General features: G+C 38.7%; 16 protein-coding genes. 6 read left to right on the top strand and 10 right to left on the bottom strand.

Annotated elements, in window-relative coordinates:
• Positions 1 to 47 precede the first annotated feature (47 nt).
• The 10 genes from ACHZAX_RS08440 to ACHZAX_RS08395 all read right to left on the bottom strand — a co-directional run bounded on the left by ACHZAX_RS08440 (position 48) and on the right by ACHZAX_RS08395 (position 13558).
• Positions 48 to 3398 (bottom strand): methylmalonyl-CoA mutase family protein, encoded by a 3351-nt coding sequence (locus tag ACHZAX_RS08440; RefSeq protein ID WP_320018779.1) that lies wholly within the window; start codon positions 3396 to 3398, stop codon positions 48 to 50.
• 15 nt (positions 3399 to 3413) lie between these two features.
• Complete coding sequence (locus tag ACHZAX_RS08435) at positions 3414 to 4211, bottom strand: (Fe-S)-binding protein (protein ID WP_320018778.1); 798 nt, start codon at positions 4209 to 4211, stop codon at positions 3414 to 3416.
• A gap of 72 nt (positions 4212 to 4283) precedes the next feature.
• Positions 4284 to 5543 (bottom strand): 4Fe-4S dicluster domain-containing protein, encoded by a 1260-nt coding sequence (locus ACHZAX_RS08430; RefSeq protein WP_320018777.1) that lies wholly within the window; start codon positions 5541 to 5543, stop codon positions 4284 to 4286.
• Between the two features lie 57 nt (positions 5544 to 5600).
• Positions 5601 to 6566 (bottom strand): electron transfer flavoprotein subunit alpha/FixB family protein, encoded by a 966-nt coding sequence (locus ACHZAX_RS08425; protein WP_320018776.1) that lies wholly within the window; start codon positions 6564 to 6566, stop codon positions 5601 to 5603.
• Positions 6567 to 6698: 132 nt separating this feature from the next.
• Complete coding sequence (locus ACHZAX_RS08420; protein ID WP_320018775.1) at positions 6699 to 7448, bottom strand: electron transfer flavoprotein subunit beta/FixA family protein; 750 nt, start codon at positions 7446 to 7448, stop codon at positions 6699 to 6701.
• A gap of 168 nt (positions 7449 to 7616) precedes the next feature.
• On the bottom strand, positions 7617 to 8756 hold the full coding sequence (locus ACHZAX_RS08415) for an acyl-CoA dehydrogenase (protein WP_320018774.1): 1140 nt from the start codon (positions 8754 to 8756) through the stop codon (positions 7617 to 7619).
• Between the two features lie 84 nt (positions 8757 to 8840).
• Positions 8841 to 10085: a thiolase C-terminal domain-containing protein gene (locus ACHZAX_RS08410; RefSeq protein WP_320018773.1), complete on the bottom strand. Its 1245-nt coding sequence runs from the start codon at positions 10083 to 10085 to the stop codon at positions 8841 to 8843.
• A 173-nt stretch (positions 10086 to 10258) separates the two neighbouring features.
• The gene (locus ACHZAX_RS08405; protein ID WP_320018772.1) at positions 10259 to 11587 is read right to left on the bottom strand and encodes a 3-hydroxyacyl-CoA dehydrogenase family protein; all 1329 of its coding nucleotides are present in this window, start codon (positions 11585 to 11587) and stop codon (positions 10259 to 10261) included.
• Between the two features lie 136 nt (positions 11588 to 11723).
• On the bottom strand, positions 11724 to 12500 hold the full coding sequence (locus ACHZAX_RS08400; RefSeq protein WP_320018771.1) for an enoyl-CoA hydratase/isomerase family protein: 777 nt from the start codon (positions 12498 to 12500) through the stop codon (positions 11724 to 11726).
• Positions 12501 to 12850: 350 nt separating this feature from the next.
• Positions 12851 to 13558 (bottom strand): YebC/PmpR family DNA-binding transcriptional regulator, encoded by a 708-nt coding sequence (locus ACHZAX_RS08395; protein ID WP_101311547.1) that lies wholly within the window; start codon positions 13556 to 13558, stop codon positions 12851 to 12853.
• A gap of 252 nt (positions 13559 to 13810) precedes the next feature.
• Between ACHZAX_RS08395 and ACHZAX_RS08390 the strand changes: the two genes are divergently transcribed.
• The 6 genes from ACHZAX_RS08390 to ACHZAX_RS08365 all read left to right on the top strand — a co-directional run bounded on the left by ACHZAX_RS08390 (position 13811) and on the right by ACHZAX_RS08365 (position 21922).
• The gene (locus ACHZAX_RS08390; protein ID WP_320018770.1) at positions 13811 to 15859 is read left to right on the top strand and encodes a gluzincin family metallopeptidase; all 2049 of its coding nucleotides are present in this window, start codon (positions 13811 to 13813) and stop codon (positions 15857 to 15859) included.
• A 205-nt stretch (positions 15860 to 16064) separates the two neighbouring features.
• Positions 16065 to 17003 carry a mechanosensitive ion channel family protein gene (locus tag ACHZAX_RS08385; RefSeq protein ID WP_320018769.1) on the top strand — a complete coding sequence of 313 codons (939 nt, stop codon included), beginning with the start codon at positions 16065 to 16067 and terminating at the stop codon, positions 17001 to 17003.
• A 455-nt stretch (positions 17004 to 17458) separates the two neighbouring features.
• A complete protein-coding gene (locus tag ACHZAX_RS08380; RefSeq protein ID WP_320018768.1) occupies positions 17459 to 18187 on the top strand; it encodes a hypothetical protein in 729 nt (242 codons plus the stop codon).
• Between the two features lie 212 nt (positions 18188 to 18399).
• Positions 18400 to 19473, top strand: a complete 1074-nt coding sequence (locus ACHZAX_RS08375; RefSeq protein WP_320018767.1) for a PAS domain-containing sensor histidine kinase — start codon at positions 18400 to 18402, stop codon at positions 19471 to 19473.
• Between the two features lie 81 nt (positions 19474 to 19554).
• On the top strand, positions 19555 to 19986 hold the full coding sequence (locus ACHZAX_RS08370) for a hypothetical protein (protein WP_320018766.1): 432 nt from the start codon (positions 19555 to 19557) through the stop codon (positions 19984 to 19986).
• Between the two features lie 148 nt (positions 19987 to 20134).
• Positions 20135 to 21922, top strand: a complete 1788-nt coding sequence (locus tag ACHZAX_RS08365) for an ABC transporter ATP-binding protein (protein ID WP_320018765.1) — start codon at positions 20135 to 20137, stop codon at positions 21920 to 21922.
• Positions 21923 to 22062: the final 140 nt, after the last annotated feature.

Here is a 22062-nt window from a genome sequence, read left to right as displayed (position 1 = left end):
TCTTTTAAAATCTCATTTCTAATATCTATTATCTCAAATCTTTGTTTCTACATATTTCGTCTGTACTGACCTCCAACCTCATATAATGCATTGGTTATCTGACCTAAGGTGCAGAATTTGCAAACCTCCATTAAAGAGGCAAATACATTTTCATTCTTCAAGGCGGTCTCTTTCAAGCCTTCTAATGCTTTCACCGCCTTTTCTTTCTGATTAGCCTGCACTAACTCTTTAAAATTCACCTGATTAATTTTCTCCTCCTCATCGGAACGAATAACTTCTTTAGGCTGAACTGTAGGAGAACCTTTTGAGCTTAAAAATGTATTTACACCAACAATTGGCAACTCTCCACTGTGTTTCAAACTCTCGTAAAGCAAAGATTCTGATTGTATTTTGCTCCTTTGATACATGGTTTCCATGGCTCCCAACACACCACCACGATCCGTTAACCGATCAAATTCTACCAGTACAGCTTCTTCTACTAAATCGGTTAATTCTTCGATGATGAATGATCCCTGCAAAGGATTCTGATTTTTGGCCAAACCAAGCTCTTTATTAATGATGATTTGTATCGCCATTGCCCTTCTTACCGACTCCTCTGTTGGAGTTGTTATGGCCTCATCGTAAGCATTCGTATGAAGCGAATTACAATTATCATAAATTCCGGTTAAAGCCTGCAATGTAGTTCGGATATCGTTGAATTCAATTTCTTGTGCGTGCAGCGATCTGCCCGAAGTTTGGATGTGATATTTCAGTTTTTGTGAGCGACTATTGGCCTTATAAAGATATTTCATGGCCTTCGCCCATATTATTCTCGCTACCCTGCCGATTACGGTATATTCCGGATCCATGCCGTTCGAGAAAAAGAAGGAAAGATTTGGTGCAAAATCATCAACCTTCATACCTCTTGAAATGTAATATTCAACCAAGGTAAATCCGTTTGATAATGTAAAAGCCAATTGAGTAATTGGGTTGGCTCCGGCCTCTGCAATATGATATCCTGAAATAGAAACCGAATAGAAATTCCGAACCTCATTTTCGATGAAGTATTGCTGAATATCTCCCATCATTTTCAGAGCAAAATCAATAGAAAATATGCACGTATTCTGCGCCTGATCCTCTTTTAGCATGTCTGCCTGAACCGTTCCGCGAATCTTACAAATGGTTTCCTCCTTAATTTTCTGATAAACCTCAGCAGGCAATACCTGATCACCAGTTGCTCCTAACAACAACAGTCCCAGCCCGTTATTTTCTTTTGGCAAATCGCCTACATAGCATACTCTGTCTTTACCAGCGAAGATTGCTTCAAGTTTTACTTTAACCTCTTCTTCCAGTCCATTTGCCTGAATGTACTTCTCGCACTCCTGATCGACAGCCACATTCATGTAATAGGCGACCAACATGGGTGCCGGCCCATTAATCGTCATGGATACCGAAGTTTTCGGATCGCACAAATCAAAACCGCTGTATAGTTTCTTGGCATCATCCAACGAAGCGACAGAAACTCCGGCATTACCAACTTTTCCGTAAATATCCGGCCGGTAGTCAGGATCTGCGCCATACAAGGTAACCGAATCAAATGCCGTTGATAATCGAACTGCAGGCTGACCGGCTGCCAAATAATGAAATCGCTTGTTCGTTCTTTCCGGTGATCCTTCTCCTGCAAACATTCTTGTTGGGTCTTCTCCTTCCCGTTTGAACGGGAAAACACCTGCGGCGTAAGGAAATTCGCCGGGAACATTTTCTTTTAGATTCCATTTTACGATATCACCCCAACTTCTGCAGCCGGGCAATACAATCTTAGGAATCCTGCTCTGAGAAAGGGTTTCAAAGTGCGTTTCCACGGATAATTCTTTACCACGAACCTTATATTTGAATATATCCTTTTTGTATCTTTTTTTCTTCTCGTCCCAGGAATTTATAATATTCTGATGCTTAAAGCCCTTTGAAAGATCAGTTGCCTTATCAGATAATAATTTCTTAATGCCTTCTTCTTCAATAACTTTAGCAGACTTATCTAAAGCATACAATTGATCTGCAATTTCAGATTGTTCTTCCGCCTTTCTGTTGTATCTTCTTACCGTTTCTGAGATCTCTGAAAGGTATCTTACCCTTGCCGGCGGTACAATTTCAATTTTTTGGCTCGCTTCGAGGAGCGGTTTTCCATTCTGAGCAAAACCTGATGCATTGCCTGCAATTAAAAACTCAATTAAGGCATGATAGAGCTCGTTTACGCCATGATCGTTAAATTGAGAGGCCACTGTTCCATAAACCGGCATATCGTCCGGATTTCGATCCCACAGAAGGTTGTTTCGCTGATATTGCTTTTTCACATCGCGCAAAGCATCCTGTGCACCTTGCTTGTCGAACTTGTTAATGGCAATTAAATCAGCAAAATCGAGCATATCGATCTTCTCCAACTGCGTTGCTGCTCCAAAATCAGGTGTCATTACATACACTTTCACATCGCTGTGATCAACAATTTCAGTATCCGACTGTCCGATTCCTGAACTTTCAAGGAAAATACAGTCAAACCCCGCTGACTTCATTAGAATCAAAGAATCATCAACATGTTTGGACAATGCCAGGTTAGCACGGCGTGTAGCCAATGATCTCAAATAGATGTTTGGATGATGAATGGAATTCATGCGGATTCGATCGCCAAGTAATGCGCCTCCACTCTTTTTCCTCGAAGGATCTACGGAAAGGATTGCCAGTTTTAATTCAGGATAATCAATATGAATCCTTCGAATCAGTTCATCCGTTAAGGAAGACTTTCCTGCACCGCCGGTTCCTGTAATTCCAATTACCGGCGTATGATTCACTTTTGCGCTGTTCTTCAATTCAAGATACAAATCAGAATCCTGAAGGAGATCGTGTTCTGCCAAGGTGATCAGCCTGGCTAACAAATTGACATTTTCATTAGTAATTTCTGATGCTTTTGGCAATTCAAACTCATTCAACGAGTAATCCGATTTTTCCAAAACCTCATTAATCATGCCTTGCAAACCCAAATTACGACCATCATCAGGAGAATACAAACCAGCAATTCCGTAGGCTTCCAGCTCTTTTATTTCAGATGGCAGAATTACACCACCACCACCTCCAAAAATTTGAATGTGTCCGGCATTTTTTTGCTGCAGCAAGTCATACATGTACTTAAAGAATTCCATATGTCCACCTTGGTAAGAGCTTATGGCAATGGCTTGTACATCTTCCTGGATAGCACAATCAACAATCTCTTCGGCAGAGCGGTTGTGTCCCAAATGAATTACTTCAGCACCCGAAGCCTGAATAATCCGACGCATGATATTAATCGATGCATCATGGCCATCGAAAAGCGAAGTTGCTGTTACAATCCGAACTGTATTTTTAAGCTTGTATGTCGTGTTTGCTGTCATGCTTTAGTTTAAAGTCTATAAATTCAAGGCTTTCTCAATAATTTCAGCGATATCTATATTTTGCAATTCCGCTTCTTTGTTTTTTAATTTTATTCCATCGGTCAACATCGTCATGCAAAAAGGACAAGCTGAAGCAACTTTATCTACTTTTCGTTCGATAATTTCTTCGGTACGCTCAATATTGACTTCCTTATTTCCTTTTTCGGCTTCTTTAAACATCTGAGCACCACCGGCTCCACAACACAGACCATAGCTTCTCGCCCGCTTCATCTCTTTCACTTCTCCAAAAACTGCTTTCACAACATTTCTGGGAGCATCATAAATTCCATTTCCTCTTCCCAAATAACATGGATCGTGATAAGTGATGCTTTCGCCTTTAAACGGGTTATTCTCCAATTTCAGTTTCCCGGTTCGAATCATCTCATCCAGAAACACCGTGTAATTAATCACCTCGTAGTTTCCTCCTAAATCAGGATATTCATTTTTCAGGGTATTGTAGCAGTGCGGACAAGTACAGATGATCTTCTTCACCTGGTATCCGTTAAGAACCTCGATATTTTGCATAGCCTGCATCTGAAAAAGCATTTCGTTTCCAGCACGCTTTGCTGCATCGCCCGTACAGCTTTCTTCCTTGCCTAAAACAGCATAACTTACACCAAGATGATTCAATATTTTTGCAAATGCCCGTGCAACTTTCTGATATCTGTCATCGAAAGCTCCGGCGCAACCAACCCAATACAAATATTCAGGCTTTTCGCCTTTCGCTGTTACATTCGCCATTACGGGCACATCTATTTTTGTTTCTATTGTCATTTCAAAACAGTAATTAAAGTACAACTTACCCTAAAGCACACCAATCAAGTCAAATACAATTAGTTAAAATAATCACTCGGCCCATTTCATTCTATCTTCAGGAGAGAATTGCCAGGGTGCTCCATTGTTTTCAATGTTTGCAAACATCATATTTAAGCCCGTTGGCGCTGCAGATTCCTCCATCACCAAATATCTTCGCATATCCATGATTAAATTTGGATGACTAATATCGATAGGACATTCCTGAGCACAGGCATTGCAGGTTGTGCAAGCCCAAATCTCTTCTTCGGAAATATAATCGCGCAAGAGTGATTTATTATCTTCCTTGCCCGCAATTGCCAAGGGGCCTTTCTCATCCATCCGCTTCCGCAGATCAACAAATATTTTTCTTGGAGACAAAAGTTTTCCTGTGATATTAGCCGGACAGACATCCGTACAACGGCCACACTGTGTGCAGGACAAGGAATCCATGTAATTCTTCCAGCTCACATCTTCAACGTCTTTAACTCCAAAACGGGCAACCTCTGCATTTTCGTCATAGGCAGCTTCCGGATCAAGCATTAGCTTCACTTCACGGGTTATGCTTTCCAAGTTTGGATATTTTGTAATTGGTTCCAAATTTGCCAGAAACACATTCGGAATGGATAGAAAAACGTGAAAATGCTTCGAGTACGGCAAGTAATTAGCGAATGTAAATATCAATAAAATATGCACCCACCAACCCGGCTCTTGAAGCCAGCTAAAATCCCATCCTAATAAATTAACCAAAGCGGCAGAAACAGGATAAACCCCTTCGTAACCATTTGGGTGACTACTGACGTATCCCATATTGAAACAAATCAGGGAAACCATTAAAAATCCAATAAAGAATAAGGACAATTGAGCATCCCAATTGGCTTTGGGAGTCATTTCCACTCCAGAAAAGCGTTTCACCTTTAAGAACATTCTGCGAATGCTGAAAAGCTTGATAAAAATGAGAATCAACAGGGCAAATACATCTCCGGAGGCTATCACCACATCATAAAACCATCCTGTAAAGGCAAAAGCCCTGTCCAATCCGCTAACACCATCCACAACCATTTCGATACTGCCAAGAGTGATCACAAGAAAGCCCCAAAACACCAATGCGTGCATCAAACCGATGACAGGCTTCCGGAATATTTTGGTTTGCCCGAAAGCCACATTCAGAGTATGGGAAATTCGTGCCCCAATATTTTTAATTGGATAAGCAGGCTTTGTCAGCTTAAAAAATCCCCACAAACGCTTTACCGAATAGGCAAAAACGCCAAATGTGATTAATAATGTGATGATGAAGAGGATTTGTTTTATCATGGTTCAGCAATTAAAGTGATTAGTAACAAGCTCTTAGCCCCCTTTCACAGGCTTATGCTATTTTGAATTTCGGACTGCTTCAGTCAATTTTGGCAATACTTCCATAACATCACCAACGATCCCATAATCTGCAACACCAAAAATTGGTGCTTCAGGGTCTGTATTGATGGCAACTATACATTTGCTCCTGCTGATACCGGCAACGTGCTGTATCGCGCCGGAAATACCCGCTGCGAAGTATAAATTCGGTGCTATTACTTTCCCTGTTTGTCCAACATGCTCCTCATGTCCGCGCCATCCTTCATCCGAAACCGGACGTGAACAAGCCGTTGCTGCTCCCAACGCGTCTGCAAGTTCTTCCACAACACCCCAATTATCAGGACTTCTCATTCCTCTACCTGCCGAAACCACAATATCTGCATCAGCAAGGTTGACTTTATTTGCCTGCTTTTCTTCCTCCAGAACCTGAATTTTAAAAAGGGCAGCATCCAAATTCGGCGAAAATTCTTCAATCGATACATCAACCTGATTTTCTATAAAACCAAAACAATTTTTAGCAATGGTTATCACTTTTACAGGTGAATCAATTTGAACATGTTCGAAGGCTTTTCCTGAAAAAGCACCTTTTTTAACGACAAAGGGATTCTTCGATACCGGAAGTTCCAAAACGGCAGATGCCATTCCAGCTTTCATCTTAACTGAAATTCTTGGAGCTATGGCTTTACCACTCTCATTATCGCTCATAACAATTGTGTCTGCGCCTTCTATTTCTGCTAATTTGGAAATTACCTGAGCATAAACACGGCTTGTTAACGTATTCATTTGAGGATCATTCACGGAAATAATTCTCTCCGCACCATATTTCCCCAAACTTTTCAATTCCTCCTCCTTTACCTCGCCGATAGAAACAACAATAAGCTGAGTATTTAATTGGCTGGCTAAATTTCTAGTATAGGATACCAATTCAAAGGTGGAATTTTTAAACTTCCCGTTCCAATTTTTGGCAAATGCAATTACTGACATAGACTTTTCTTTTAAGATATGAGATAATAGATTTTAGATATGAGACTTAACACTAAAAAAACAATGCTTTCTGACTCATTAATTTCTCATCTACCATCCATCATACTTGATTAAACATGGTAATCTTATCACTTATAATACCTTAGCTTCGTTTTTCAAAAGCTCAACCAGTTGCTCAACATGCCCGGCATCAATCATTTTACAAGCTCCTTTGGCTTTTGGCAATTCAAATTTCACCGATCTGGTCAGCATTTCCATCTCTGTTGCTGCTATCACCTCCAAAGGTTTCTTACGTGCCATCATTATTCCACGCATAGCAGGAATCCTTGGTTCCTTTGCAATTCCTTTCTGAACTACAGCAACTAAGGGCAGTTCGGCCTTTATTTTTTGCTTTCCTCCTGGAATAGCCCGATACAGAATAACATCATCACCATCAAGATTTACACTGGTTACAGACGAAACTCCCGAATAATCCATAAACTCTGCAATCATAGCACCTACTGATGAACCATTGTAATCGCTTGATTCTATTCCACTAAAAACAATATCGAATGGATTCTCCTTTAGATATGCTGCAATTTGTCCGGCCACATAATATGCATCTGCTACACAGGCATCAATACGAAACGCCTTATCGGCACCAATAGCAAGAGCTTTTCTTAAGGTTGCATCAGTTTGGGCACCGCCGACATGAATCACAGAAACCTCATCAACCGAATTGCCGGCATCCTCTTTCAACTCCAAAGCACGGGTCAAGGCCAGCTCGTCCCATGGATTAATGATCCACTGAACACCTGAATCATCAAACAGAGTACTATCTTCCTTGAACTTCACTTTAGTTGTGGTATCAGGAACATTACTTATACAGACCAATATCTTCATATGTATTAAATTTTAGTATCTGGTACCGGGATTATATCACAAAGATTAATTACGGCCACAACAGTTATTATTAATAATCCACTTAATCTATTTCTTCAAAAAACACGCAATAAACAACTCTATAAAAACTACTTACATTAAAACAAATACAGCATTCCGAGTATTCTATCAATCCACTAACCCTCTTGAAATTACAATCTTTTGAATTTCCGAAGTGCCTTCATAAATCTGAGTTAATTTTGCATCCCGCATTAAACGTTCTACATGATATTCCTTTACATATCCATATCCTCCGTGAATCTGAACTGCCTCAGTGGTTACCTTCATTGCAGTTTCGGCAGCATATAGTTTGGCCATGGCACTTGCCTGTCCGTACGGTTTGCCCTGATCTTTTAACCAGGCTGCTTTTAAACAGAAAAAGCGGGCAGCTTCAATCTCAACGGCCATATCAGCTAATTTAAATGCGATTGCCTGATGATGAATAATCTCTTTCCCGAAAGCTTTTCTTTCCTGTGCATATTTTAACGCCAGTTCGTATGCTCCTGAAGCAATCCCCAAAGCCTGCGAGGCAATTCCTATTCTACCGCCTTCGAGCGACTGCATGGCCAGTTTAAATCCAAAGCCTTCTTCACCCAAACGATTTTCCTTTGGGACTTTAACATTATTGAACATTACGGAACAGGTATCTGATGCCCGCATTCCCATTTTATTTTCATGTGATCCAACAGTTATCCCTTCCGATTTGGAGTCGACAAGCAAAGCATTAATTCCTTTGTGTTTTAACTCGGGATGGGTTTGAGCCATTACAATGTAGATAGAAGCTGATTTACCGTTTGTAATCCAATTTTTAGTGCCATTTACCAGGTAATGGTCTCCCATATCAACAGCAGTAGTTCTTTGTGAAGTTGCATCAGAGCCTGCTTCAGGTTCCGATAACAGGAAGGCTCCTATTTTCCCACCCCGGGCCAAAGGTTTTAAAAATTTTTGTTTTTGTTCTTCTGTACCATACTTTTCAACCCCCCAACAAACCAATGAATTGTTTACCGACATGATTACTGATACCGAGGAATCGACCTTTGAAATTTCTTCCATTGCCAAAACATAGGATATGGTATCCATTCCACCACCATCGTATTCCAATCCAACAAGCATTCCCAGAAAACCTAAATCCGCCAAACGTTTCACCTGCTCAGTTGGATACTCTGATTTCTCATCTCGTTCTATTACTCCGGGCAACAGCTCACGTTGTGCAAAATCCCGTGCCGCATCCCGTATCATTAACTGCTCTTCGGTAAATTCAAAATTCATAGTTTTTATTTTTTAGGTGTGATATTAAAAGCTATTAGCTGATTTACATGATGTAACAATTTAATTATTCAGTAATACATCCATTTATTCCCCCCGTTTGTAAACAACGGCAACTAAAGACTTGTCATCTCCACCCATGTTTACAGACATTGCATATGGTTTTTCCTTGGTGATTTCAATTTGTGCCTCTCCGGCATTCCCTGTTAATTGTTCCCAAATGGTTACAGCCTGATGAACTCCGGTAGCACCTGTTGGATGCCCCCAACCAATTAAACCACCCGTTGTGTTTACAGGTATTTTCCCACATCTGGAAGTATGACCTGCCAAAACAAATTCAGGGCCTTTTCCCTCTTCGGCTAAACCAATAGCCTCAAGAGCCATTATTCCGGCAATAGAGAAACAATCATGAACTTCCACAGTTCCTAACTGATCAACAGTAATTCCAGCCATTCGCATTGCTTTTTCTGCAGCCACCTTCATGGTCGTTAAGCTGGTCATCACCTCTGGTTTTTGAGTAATATCTGCTGCAACATGAGCGAAACCAACAATTTCAACTGCATCCTTTGCATTTAATCCAATTTTTTTTAATCCTTCGCCAGACACTATTGCGATCGCCGAAGCTCCGTCGGAAACTTTAGAACAATCAAAAACATTCAAATGATCCACAAATCCTCTGGGATTTACAGGAGTGTTTGCCGTCCCTTCCAAATCCTTATTTGTATTGTGAAATTCCTGTGCCGTTTTGCACAAACGTGCATTTTCAATGGCATTGCAATACCACTTAGCCATGGCTTTGCGGGTAATTTCCCTGCCAAATTTTTCGTAGTAAGCACCTGCCCGGTCACTAAAAACACCCGGAAAGAAGTACGCATGTCCCTCTTTACGCGTTTTTTGCCATCCGGCACCAGCCAGAACATCCGCTCCATACATGGCTTTCATGCTATTCTGAACTTCAAAACCAAGCGCAAGCACTACATCAGCCGTTTCTGCAAGAATCGATTTCATTCCTGTAGTAAGAGCTAAGCCACCCGATGCACAAGCACCTTCCACACTAACGGATGGCTTGTACTTCAATTCAGCATCAATCATTGGCAAAAAAGCGGGCAAATTGGCTTGCTTATTAAAGCGGGAAGCCATAAAATTTCCGATTACTCCTTCATCAACATTTTTAGCACCGCCAATCATTTTTAAAGTTGCCTGACCAGCTTCCTGAATATAGTGTTCCAGACCAGGACGAGGCTTCTTGGGATGAAATTCATTTCTGCCGGTTCCCATCGAAATGGTGTTGTAACCGGCCAGCATGTATATTTTTTTGCGTAAAACGTTCATTCTTTTAGATATGAGATAATAGATGTGAGCTCTAAGAAAAAATTCAGAACATCAGATAGTCATCTAGTATCGGTTACAAATAAAATTTCGGCAATCCATTAAATCAAACATTAATTCAGTGTTAAAAGCGAGATCTGTTTTATGTATCTCACTTCTAACATTTATAATCTATTTTAGAAATACTCGTTAATTGGACCATAGGCATGGAAGAAACCTGTTTCCAAAACGGTATTTACATCGGCCTTTGATTCTGCAACTTTTGTATCAACAAGCATCTGACCAATTGCTTTTGAATTTTTACCGTACGCAATCGCCAAATTAGCTCCAACACTATCTATTTGATGCAGTTCATTAAAAAACTTCTTTAAATGATCGGCTTTCTTCACATCACGAACAACAGATTTCCAATAGATTTTAAGGGTTGGCAGTTCTCCCAGCAAGGCTGCACAATCCATTTCGATATTCTCAGTTGGAATGTACTTCGCGTTTTCCAAATCATAAACTTCTGTAATTCTGCCTTTCTGATATTTGAAAATACCGTTCTTTTGAGAACCATCAGCAAACTGACCACCTTTCACTTCATTATCAAATAATTGATTCAAGGCTGCATGCGATAATTTTTCATCCGGAAATGAAGGTTGCATACTCTCCAAAATAAATCGGGTAACGTCAATGCCCACATAATCCAGCAATTGAAAAATTCCCATTGGCCGCACCAGCAAATCCCGGCTTATGGTATCAATTAGGAAAAAGGCCTTTGCCCATCCTTCTGTTTTTGCTAATTCTTCGGCCAGATTAAGCGCATACAAAGCATCACGCATAAAGTGCCCATTTCCTATAAAACCGGCAACATCTCTTGATTGAACGACAATTTTGCGCATCGATTTGGCTAAATTCACCGAGAAGGCTGCTAAATCATCATTCGTATGATCCGTTTTAATGATCTCCAGCAATTTTTGAATTACCGGAGGATTGTAAAAATGATAACCAATAATATCTCCATTTAAACCAGCTTCCTTTTCGATTTCACCAATCGGAATGGATGAAGTATTGGTTAAAAACCAAGCATCAGGATTATTTTTTTTGATTTGAGAAAACAATTTTACTTTTAGAGCTTTATCCTCTTTTATAGCTTCAAATATCAATTGTGAGCCATAAGCCGTTTCTATACGGGTTGATGTTTGTATCATCTCCATCACATCATACACAAACTGACTGATAATTTCATCATTATCAATTAAATCCTCACGATCCTCGTACCAGGTTCGTAATTCTACTATGTTTTTTTCCGCGTGCTTTACCAATTGTGATTTTACGTAACCCAACAAACTGTTTAAAGCAGATTGTGATACATCAACAGCGTTTAAAACAAAGTCTTTATCTTCTTTTTTGCCAATTTTCAATTTGGACATTTCAAAAGATAATAAGACAAGAATACCGCTTCCCATTTTTCCTGCGGCACCTAAAACACTAACATTTTCCATTTTTCGGATCAAATCCATATTACTTATTGTTTAAATTTTGATTTTACTATTATTTAATATGATACATGTTTCCCATTTGAGTTAAATCAAAAACCCATCTGCACTTCCTGCTTATTGTTTCGAAAACAATAAATCTCTCTACAAATTTTGATTATTACCAGTTTGGTTTGCGCTTCTCCAAAAAGGCGCTAATGCCTTCTTCCCTTTCGGTCTGATCCTCCTTAAAAAGACGCCCAAATTCTTTGGATTCCATCTTACCTGCATCTTTGCCCGATAATTCCATACCATCGCGAACCATTACCTTTATTAACCTTACGGCATTAGGACCTTTAGAAGCTATTTTCTCAGCCAATTCCAAACTTACTTCCAGAAGTGTTTCCGGTGGCGCCAATTTCTGAACGATTCCCAATTGATAGGCTTCGCCAGCTGTGATGCCTTCCCCAAGCATCATTAAATACATGGCATTTCCTGCTCCAGCCAAACGAGGCAATCTTTGCGTACCATTAAATCCGGGTATCAGACCCAAATTCACTTCAGGCAAACCCAACCTGGCTTTTTCACTGGCTACACGTATATCACATGAAAGTGCCAATTCCAACCCTCCCCCAAGGGCAAAACCATTAATTGCAGCAATAACCGGTATCTCCAGATTAGCAATCTGATCAAAAACCTGTTTTCCTATTTCAGAAAAATCGTAGGCTGCCTGCGGAGAATATTCCTGCATGGCTTTAATATCAGCACCGGCAACAAAGGCTTTGCCCTCTCCCGTAATTACTAATACTCTAATGCTTTGGATAATTTCTTTGCTGCTTAAAAAACAGGTCAGCTCTTTAAAAACACCCTCGTTTAAGGCGTTCAGGGCTTCAGGACGGTTAAGAGTCAAAATTCCTATTTTGTCTCCCTTTTCAAATTTTAAATAATTAAAGTGCATGTGTATATAATTCAATTATAGTTGTCACATGGAACTTATCATGCTTTGAATTTTTAATTTTAAAATAAAATTCACCGTTATTCAAAGATGAAGGTTTCATAGGTGTGTTATGAGACGTTTTTTCATCTACATATCTAAATATAATAAAAACTCTTAACATTCAAAAGGTAAGATTTCTGACTGACACGCCTTTAGCTCACACCCCCAACATTTACAATGCTTTAAGAAAATAAAAAAAGTCAAAAAAAGACCCTTAATTCTTTTTATTCACTTTAGCAAAATAAAAAAGCCTGATCCGTTAAACGAATCAGGCTCTGTATCATGAAATTATAAATTAAACGGCGATTTTCTTATGCCATATTGTGGTAAACATTCTGAACATCGTCGTTGTCTTCCAATTTTTCCAGCAATTTTTCAACATCTGCAACTTGTTCCTCAGTCAATTCTTTTGTATCCATTGGAATTCTTTCGAAACCTGATGAAATTACTTCAATTTCGTTCTCTTCCAGGTAAGCTTGTATTTTTCCAAAATCAGGGAAGTTGCCGTAAAGCATGATTCCTTCCTCCTCTGCAAATACTTCCTCTACTCCTATATCGATTAATTCGAACTCCAATTCTTCAATATCCTGACCTTTGTTTTCAATCTGAAAATGACATTTGTGTTCAAACATGAATTCAACACTACCGGCAGTACCTAAACTACCTTTGCATTTTGAAAAATAAGAGCGAACATCTGCTACCGTTCTGGTGTGGTTATCGGTTGCCGTTTCAACTAAAACAGCAATACCATGCGGAGCATATCCTTCGTAAATAATTTCCTTATAGTCCTTCTGGTCTTTAGATGTTGCTTTTTTAATTGCTCTTTCAACATTATCCTTAGGCATGTTTACTGCCTTTGCATTTTGAATAACTGCACGCAAACGAGAATTCGTTGCCGGATCAGGGCCACCTTCTTTTATTGCCATCACGATATCTTTTCCAATTCGTGTAAAGGCTTTGGCCATCTTATCCCAACGCTTAAACTTTCGCGCTTTCCTAAATTCAAATGCTCTTCCCATAATTTATGTATATAATATTTTGCGCAAAAATAGCACATGTTATCCAATCTGTAAAACGAAAGTACATTTTTTTTAAAGGAGTGAATTATAAATGTTGTGTTTCAATGATTTATTTACAGCACAAATTGCATTTCATTTTTCTGTTTTCGATTCCTCTGCGCAACGATAAAGCATGAAAAAGCTCATTGTTTGAATGAGCTTGAATTCGTATTTTTAGCGATACTAAATCAAACAAATAACAACCCTAATCAAATGAAAAAGATTATCATTCTGTTTTCTGCGGCATTACTGCTGTCCTCCTGCGGAAATCAAGTAAAAATGGATAAAAAGGCTGATGTCTCTGCTATTTCGGCCAAAACCATAGCTCAGGTAACTGATGAGCTTGGAAATTCGAATTCAGGCACAAACAAATCCCTTATGGAAAAAGGCGTAAAACATGCCGCCAACCTGTGGCGCAACAGTGATGGTTCAGAAGAAGATTTTAAAACCTTCTGTAAAGAAAACTATATCTCCGATCAGGCGGAAAGAGAACTTGTTTTTCAAAAGATTTCAAGAAATATGAAGATCATCACCGGTAATTTCAACAAAATTACTCTTGAGTTACTGGAACCGGTGCACTTGAACACCTTCGAACAACATGCTATCGACAATGCATTTGGTGCTTACAGTGTAGATTCGCACTGGATGAATGATTTTTACCAAAACAAGATTGCTTTTATTATTGCCTTGAATTTCCCCCCCTTTAGTTTGGACGAAAAAGAAGCAAATGCTAAAGAGTGGACTCGTCAGCAATGGGCTTATGCCCGTTTGGGTGATTATTTTACTGCCCGGGTTCCTGCAGAACTTTTACAGGAAGCCGGTAAGGCTGCTGCCGAATCGGATGTTTACATTATGGATTACAACATTTATGTGGGTCATTTAACTGATGCTGAAGGAAATCGTTTCTTCCCTGAAGACAAAGTTCTTTTGTCGCACTGGAACCTGCGTGATGAGCTTAAGGCCAACTATGCCAACAAAAAGGATGGTTTGGAAAAGCAGAAGATGATTTATCAGGTGATGCAGCGCATTATTTCTCAGGAAATCCCTGAAAAGGTGATTAATAATGGGAATTTGGAATGGGATCCGTATACCAATCTGGTTTATCAGGATGGAAAAACAATTGAAGCAACACCTGAACCAAATGAAAGATATCAGCAAATTCTGAATAATTTCCATGCCAATAAGGCAATCGATCCTTACTATCCGGATCAAAATACCTTCATCAAAAGACAATATGATGGTGCCAAAGAAATATCTGCGGAAGCAACTGAAAAAATCTTTACGGATTTTATGCGCTCCGAGGAAACTAAAAAAGTTGGTGAACTAATTCAGCAAAGATTAGGTCGTGATTTGGAACCTTTCGACATTTGGTACGATGGTTTTAAAGCCCGCAGCGGAATGGATGAGTCGAAGCTGGATGCCCAGACCCGCAAACTGTACCCTGACGCGGCTGCTTTGGAAGCTGATTTACCAAATTTATTGGTGAAGCTGGGTTACGATAAGGAAAGAGCACAATGGTTGGGAGCTCATATTGCTGTTGATCCGGCAAGAGGCTCGGGACACGCCTGGGGTGGTGCGGCCAAAGGACAAAAGGCTCACTTACGTACCCGAATTGGCGAAAAGGGCATGGATTACAAAGGGTACAACATTGCAGTTCATGAGTTTGGGCACAATGTGGAGCAAACCATATCGCTTTATGATGTAGACAACTTTGTGCTGAATGGAGTTCCGAACACCGCATTTACGGAGGCTTTGGCTTTCATTTTCCAGAAAAGAGACCTGTTATTGTTGGGAATTCATAACGATTCACCTCAGGAAGATGCTTTAAAAAAGCTTGATTTATTCTGGAGTGCTTACGAAATAATGGGTGTTTCGGTATTGGATATCCGCATGTGGAAATGGTTGTATGCAAATCCGGAAGCCAATTCGGCACAATTGCGCGATGCTGCCATGCGAATTGCAAAAGAAGTTTGGAATGAGTTCTATGCTCCTGTTTACGGAGTAAAAGATCAGACCATTTTGGCCGTATACTCACACATGCTGAACAGTCCGTTGTATTTATCGAACTATGCATTTGGAAATATAATCGAGTTTCAATTGGAGCAGCACTTAAAGGGAAAAAGTTTCCCTGCAGAAGTAGACCGAATATTTAAACAAGGACGTTTGACTCCTAACCAATGGATGGTTGAAGCTACGGGTAACGATTTATCAGCGCAACCTTTATTAAAAGCGGCTAAAGAAGCTTTGGAAGAATTGAAGTAATAAACTTATTAAAATAGATGATTGAGACTGTTCCGAAAGGAATGGTCTCTTTTATTTTTAGGCCTAAAAAAACGTGTTTACCCCTTTATCACAATTGTATAATCATAAATATTGCATAAATTCAATGCTTAATTGCAATGAATGCATATCGAAAAACCTGCACACTTCAAGCAAAAAGGGAAAATCCATTAAAAAACACGGAAAAATGAAAAAATACTTCAAGCTCACACTAATCAGTTTAATCATATTAATAATATTAGCAATTGAACCTCTGTTGGATTCAATTTTAAATATTTCAGGATTGGAAGACTCCTTGCTGATTGAGCAAAAAAACAATCTGTTAATAATCGCTTTTGCATGGCTCATAATTGAAGTAATCAAAAGAATTAAAACAATGTTTTTAAAAAGGTTTGATATCTCTAAGGAGGACAATCTTACATCCAGAAAATTACATACGCAATTCAATATTCTGGAAAAGGTACTCGTATTTATTATTGTACTTTCTGCCATAGGATTGATATTGCTTTCTTTTGAGAATATCAGGAAAATTGGAATTGGAATTTTTGCCTCGGCAGGATTGGCAGGTGTTATAATAGGTATTTCGGCACAGAAAGTTGTTGGCACACTGTTAGCCGGAATTCAGATTGCAATTACGCAGCCATTCAGAATTGACGATGCTGTTCTTGTTGAAAATGAGTGGGGATGGATTGAAGAAATCAATTTAACCTACGTAGTAGTCAGACTGTGGGATCAAAGGCGTTTGGTATTGCCATCAACGTATTTTTTAGAGAAACCATTTCAAAATTGGACCCGAAATAATGCAGATATTATTGGTTCTGTTTTTTTGTATACCGACTATACAATTCCATTTGATGCTTTAAGAAAGGAACTAACAAATTTGTTAACTAAAAGTAATTTGTGGGATAAAAAAGTAAATGTACTTCAGGTAACCGATTCGAAGGAAAATACCTTGGAAATAAGAATACTTGTAAGTGCTAAAAACTCGCCAACAGCATGGGATTTAAGAGTTTATATCCGGGAAAAAATGATCGAATTCATCCAAAACAATTACCCGAACAGTTTGCCTAAAACAAGAATAACTATTACTGATAAAAACAGCACAGAAACACAAGGTCACAATTAAAGCAGTTGACCGTAAAATAAAACTTTTACATGTAATGATCTGGCAGCTATAAATGATACAGACTGTCCCGCAAGGGATGGTCTTTTTTGCTTTTACTTGATTGGAATTCGTTCTGATATGAAATTGGATTCTGGTAAAAGTACAGATCAACCTACTATTCTCTGTGCAACTCCGTGCCCTCTGAGGTAGAAAAATCTGATAAATAGTACATAGAAGAGATTAAAATAGAATTGAGCACGGGGCACACGGGAAAAACAACAAAACAGTTTTCGTTCAGGCCTTAGCTTGAGTAAGCATTTATCCATTGGAACTATCATAAAAAACCTTTACTTTCAGAGCCGGTTATGAATGATAAGATAACAAACCGATATGATAAAAATTAAAAACTAAATGCGATGCACCTTATCATCCAATCAGAAAATCTATAATCCCAACCTCTAAATAAATCAACACAAATGGAACCAGTATTCTTCTTTATTATTTTTGCAATAATTATTACAGTTTTACTATCAGCAGTTTTTTTCAGTAAAAAAGCCATTATTAAACGAAAGCTAAAAAAATCGGAGCTTCGGAAAATTGCAGATTTTAAAGATGGTGAGCTGGCAAGAATTGTTGGAACAGTTGAATTTGTTGATGCTCCCCTTCTATCTCCTCTTTCGAACCGTGAATGTGCTTATTACTATGTGCATGTTGAGCAAAAAGTAGCATCAGGCAAAAGTTCAAAGTGGAAAACAATTATTGAAGAGGAAATATCAAACAAATTTTTAATTAAGGAAGAAACCAGCTATGCATTCATAAACGACAAGAGGATTAAATCTTACATTGTTCAGGACGAAAGTTATTCTACCGGATTTTTTTCGGATGCTACCGAAAATTTTGAAAACTATTTAAACAGCAAAGGATATAAAAGTGAGGGCTCTTGGGGCTTTAATAAAACACTTCGGTACAAGGAAGGAATTTTGGAACAGGGAGAAAAAGTTGCTGTGTTTGGAAAGGGAGAATGGAAAGATGCGGCAAGTCTGAACCTGCCTGAAAAGTACGGACGGATTCTTGCAATTACATCCAGCACTGAGGATGCCATTTACTTAAGCGATGATCCTGATACTACAGAAAAAAATCCCGCAAAAATCAGTTCTTTGGAAAAACCCAATACAAACACCAGAAGAGGCCGTTATAGAAAATAAGCTGCGGGTTCACTATTGAATGTGGCTAAGGAGAATTTTAGGCATTAAAAAACTCAAAATACAAACAAGAGCACAAAGCTTACCGTACAAAAGTTTATTGTGCATATTTACAGATATCTTAAGAACAAAAAATGACCCAGGGCAAACCTACATATCAAGATCTGGAAAAAGAAATAATCAAATTAAAGCTTGAATTAAAAATTCAGGATAAAATGATTAATACAATCCCGAATCCTTTGTTTGTAAAAAACAAAGACTTTATCTATACCAATTGCAATGATGCTTTTGCAGCTTATCTGGGTCTGCCCAAAACTGAAATTATAAATTCAAGTGTTTACGATATTGCACCAAAGGAACTTGCCGACAAGTATTACCTTGCCGATTGCGAATTACGTGACAGTCTGGAAAATCAAACCTATGAATGCAATGTGAAATATGCTGACGGAACTTTACATGATATCATTTTTCATAAGGCCAATATAACTAATGAGAAAAATGAGTTTTGTGGAATTGTTGGTATCATGCTTGACATCACTGAATATAAAAATGCAGAACAGGCGCTGAAAGAAAACCAAAAGCGCTTAATAGAACTTAATGCAACAAAAGACAAACTTTTTTCAATAATTGCGCACGATTTAAGAACGCCGTTTTCCAGCATCTTAGGATTTTCGGAATTGTTGATTGAAGACGCAAAAGATTTTGATGAGTTAGAAACAGAAGAGTATTTAAAGTTAATAAATACAACTGCCAAAAGCACTCTTGTTTTACTTGACAATTTATTGAGTTGGGCAAAATCACAAAGCGGGCAAATAATTTATAAGCCAAAAAAAATAGTTTTATCATCCATTATCGAAGAGACAATAAAAAATTCCAATTCAACGGCAAAAATTAAAGATATATCTATAAATCAGATTCAAACTGATAAGATTGCGGTTAATGCCGATGAAAATATGCTGAAGACTGTTTTACGAAATCTTATTTCCAATGCCATTAAATTCACGAAATCAGGAGGAAGTATTAGTATTTCAGCAATTCAAAAACACAAACAAGTCGAAATTTCTGTTTCGGATAATGGAGTTGGGATTAATAACGAAACTCTTAAAAAGCTATTTGATCTTTCTGAAAATACAACTTCCAAAGGTACTGAGAAGGAAAAAGGGTCTGGACTTGGATTGATTCTTTGCAAAGAATTTGTGGAAAAACACAAGGGCAGTATTTGGGCTGAAAGCGAAATAGGAAAAGGAAGTATCTTTAAATTTACCCTGCCTTTATACAATTCAAAATAAAGTGCAAACAAACTGTAAGCAAATAAAAACCGTGTTCTTCATTTTTTTCTAAAAACAATACTAATTTAATTTTCACAGAAAATGCCAGACATTTACAGATACTCTATTTTAAAGGATATTGGCCTGATTATTCAATATCATCAAAATAATATCACTAAAAACAAGATGCAACAGCTAAAGAGTGATATTATTAATGACAAAGATTTTGATCCTAAGTTTGGTTTTATTGTTGATCTTAGAAATGCAAATATAAATTTGACAGAAGATGAGTTGTTGGAATATGGCAATTGGGTGAAAGAAAACGTAAAGCTAAAAGGACTAATGCGGATTGTTTTGCTAACCTCTACACCCGATCATGTTGCGAAAACGATCCTGTTCACTTTAAATGAAAACATATCACCACTTCAATACAAAACATTTAGTACTGTAGAGGCCTCAATTCGATGGCTTAACATTGACAATTGCCATCTGGACTATGTGACAAGAGCAATCGAAAAATTATTTGTCGACTAATAATCTATTTTTGTCCTCCACCGCTCCAAAGAAATATTCAGTATAAAAAGTATTTATCATGAGCAGCCAATAAAAGATGTCGCAGACAAAGGTAATTCCGACTAATTTTGTTATTATTAGGAATTGTTTTAAATAGTGATATCCAAGAATGACCGCAACAGATACATCAAGTGTTCCGAAAGGAAAAATAAATAAAAGTGGTTTACAAAGTGCCTTCAGACTTTATAAGTACATTAAACCATACCGGGGACAATATTTTTTAGGGATCTTTTTTTTATTGGGTTCTAGTTTGGCAAGTTTGGCTTTTCCTAAGCTCTTAGGCGATTTGGTAAACTCAGGCAATAATACTACTCTGGGGCAAAGTTTGAGTCAAACCGCTGTTTTAATTGCCTGTGTATTGATTCTTCAGGCCACCTTCTCCTATTTCCGCATTGTGTTGTTTGTGAACGTAACAGAAAGATCCTTAGCCGCACTGCGGCAAGCAACCTACCGCCACTTAATAAAGCTTCCATTGCAATTTTTTGAACGGCGAAGAGTGGGAGAACTCAACAGCAGAATATCGGCAGATGTGGTGTTGCTGCAGGAAACAATGACCAGTACTTTGGCTGAATTCATCCGCCAGATTATCGTAATTACGGGCGGAATCACCCTCTTGGGGATTATCTCGATAAAACTGACTGCCTTTATGCTGATTACACTGCCGCCAACCATGATTGTTGCGAGGTTTTTTGGCCGGTTTATTCGAAAATTCTCCAAAGATGTGCAAACAAAATTAGCCGATTCAAATACAATTATTGAAGAAACACTGCAAGGCATACAAAGTGTGAAAGCTTTTACCAATGAGTATATTGAAATTGCCCGTTACAAAAAGAAAACCTTGGAAATAGCCGATTTGGGCATCACCCGAGGCAAATACAGAGGGGCATTTTCCTCTTTTATTATTCTCGGACTTTTTGGTGCCATTGCAGCTATGGTATGGCAAGGCTCCCGTTTACTGCAAGCGGGCGAAATGCAGGCCGGAGATCTATTTTCCTTTGTAATTTATTCTGTTTTTGTGGGTGGTACTATCAGCGGATTGGCCAATGTATACACCAATATTCAGAAATTTATCGGTGCAACCGAAGATCTGTTCAAAATCTACGATGAAGAACCTGAAGACATTCAAGATGTCAATGATATAGATCCTAAATTCAAAATGCAGGGAGAAATCAGCTTGAATAACTTGAATTTTGCTTACCCTTCGAGAAGTGAGCAAAGGGTTTTAAACAATATCAATTTAAAAATTGAAAGCAATAAAATGATTGCTCTGGTTGGGCATAGCGGTGCCGGAAAAAGTACCATGGCTTCGCTCCTGCTGCTGCTGCACATGCCACCTAAGAACAGCTTGTTTTTTGACCAGCATGATAGTCATGATTTCCCCTTATCAGCATTACGAAGTCAGATTTCATTAGTGCCGCAGGATATTTTTCTGTTTGGTGGAAGCATCAGTGAAAACATAGCTTACGGAAAACCGGGTGCCAGCGATCAGGAAATCTACGAAGCTGCACAAAAGGCCAATGCCCTGGAATTTATTGAACGCTTTCCTGAAAAATTCGAAACTATTGTCGGCGAACGCGGCACACAGCTTTCAGGTGGTCAGCGCCAAAGAATTGCCATTGCCCGTGCGATTCTTAAAAATCCTAAAATTTTAATACTGGATGAAGCCACCTCCTCGCTGGACTCCGAATCGGAAATGCTGGTTCAGGAGGCTCTCGAGAAACTGATGACAGGAAGAACATCCATCGTGATTGCCCACCGATTGTCGACAATAAGAAAGGCTGATGAAATTGTTGTAATGGAACAAGGCGAGATTGTAGAACAGGGCACGCACGAGGCCTTAATGAATATTACGGATGGAAAATACAATAAACTGATTCAGCTGCAGTATTCGAATTAGATAACACCTCACCCTAACCCTCTCCTTAAGGAGAGGGAACCAAAATTAATGAGCAGGTTTTTATAAAAGCAACAGATGCAGATTGTTGTGATTCTATAGGATCTGCACTGATTATCCTATACTTCGCTTACATTGAAATG

It is taken from the genome of Labilibaculum manganireducens, assembly GCF_963665805.2.
GTDB lineage: Bacteria > Bacteroidota > Bacteroidia > Bacteroidales > Marinifilaceae > Labilibaculum > Labilibaculum manganireducens.
The sequence above is the reverse complement of the archived record's forward strand: the minus strand, read 5'-3'. Positions and strand labels throughout refer to the sequence as shown.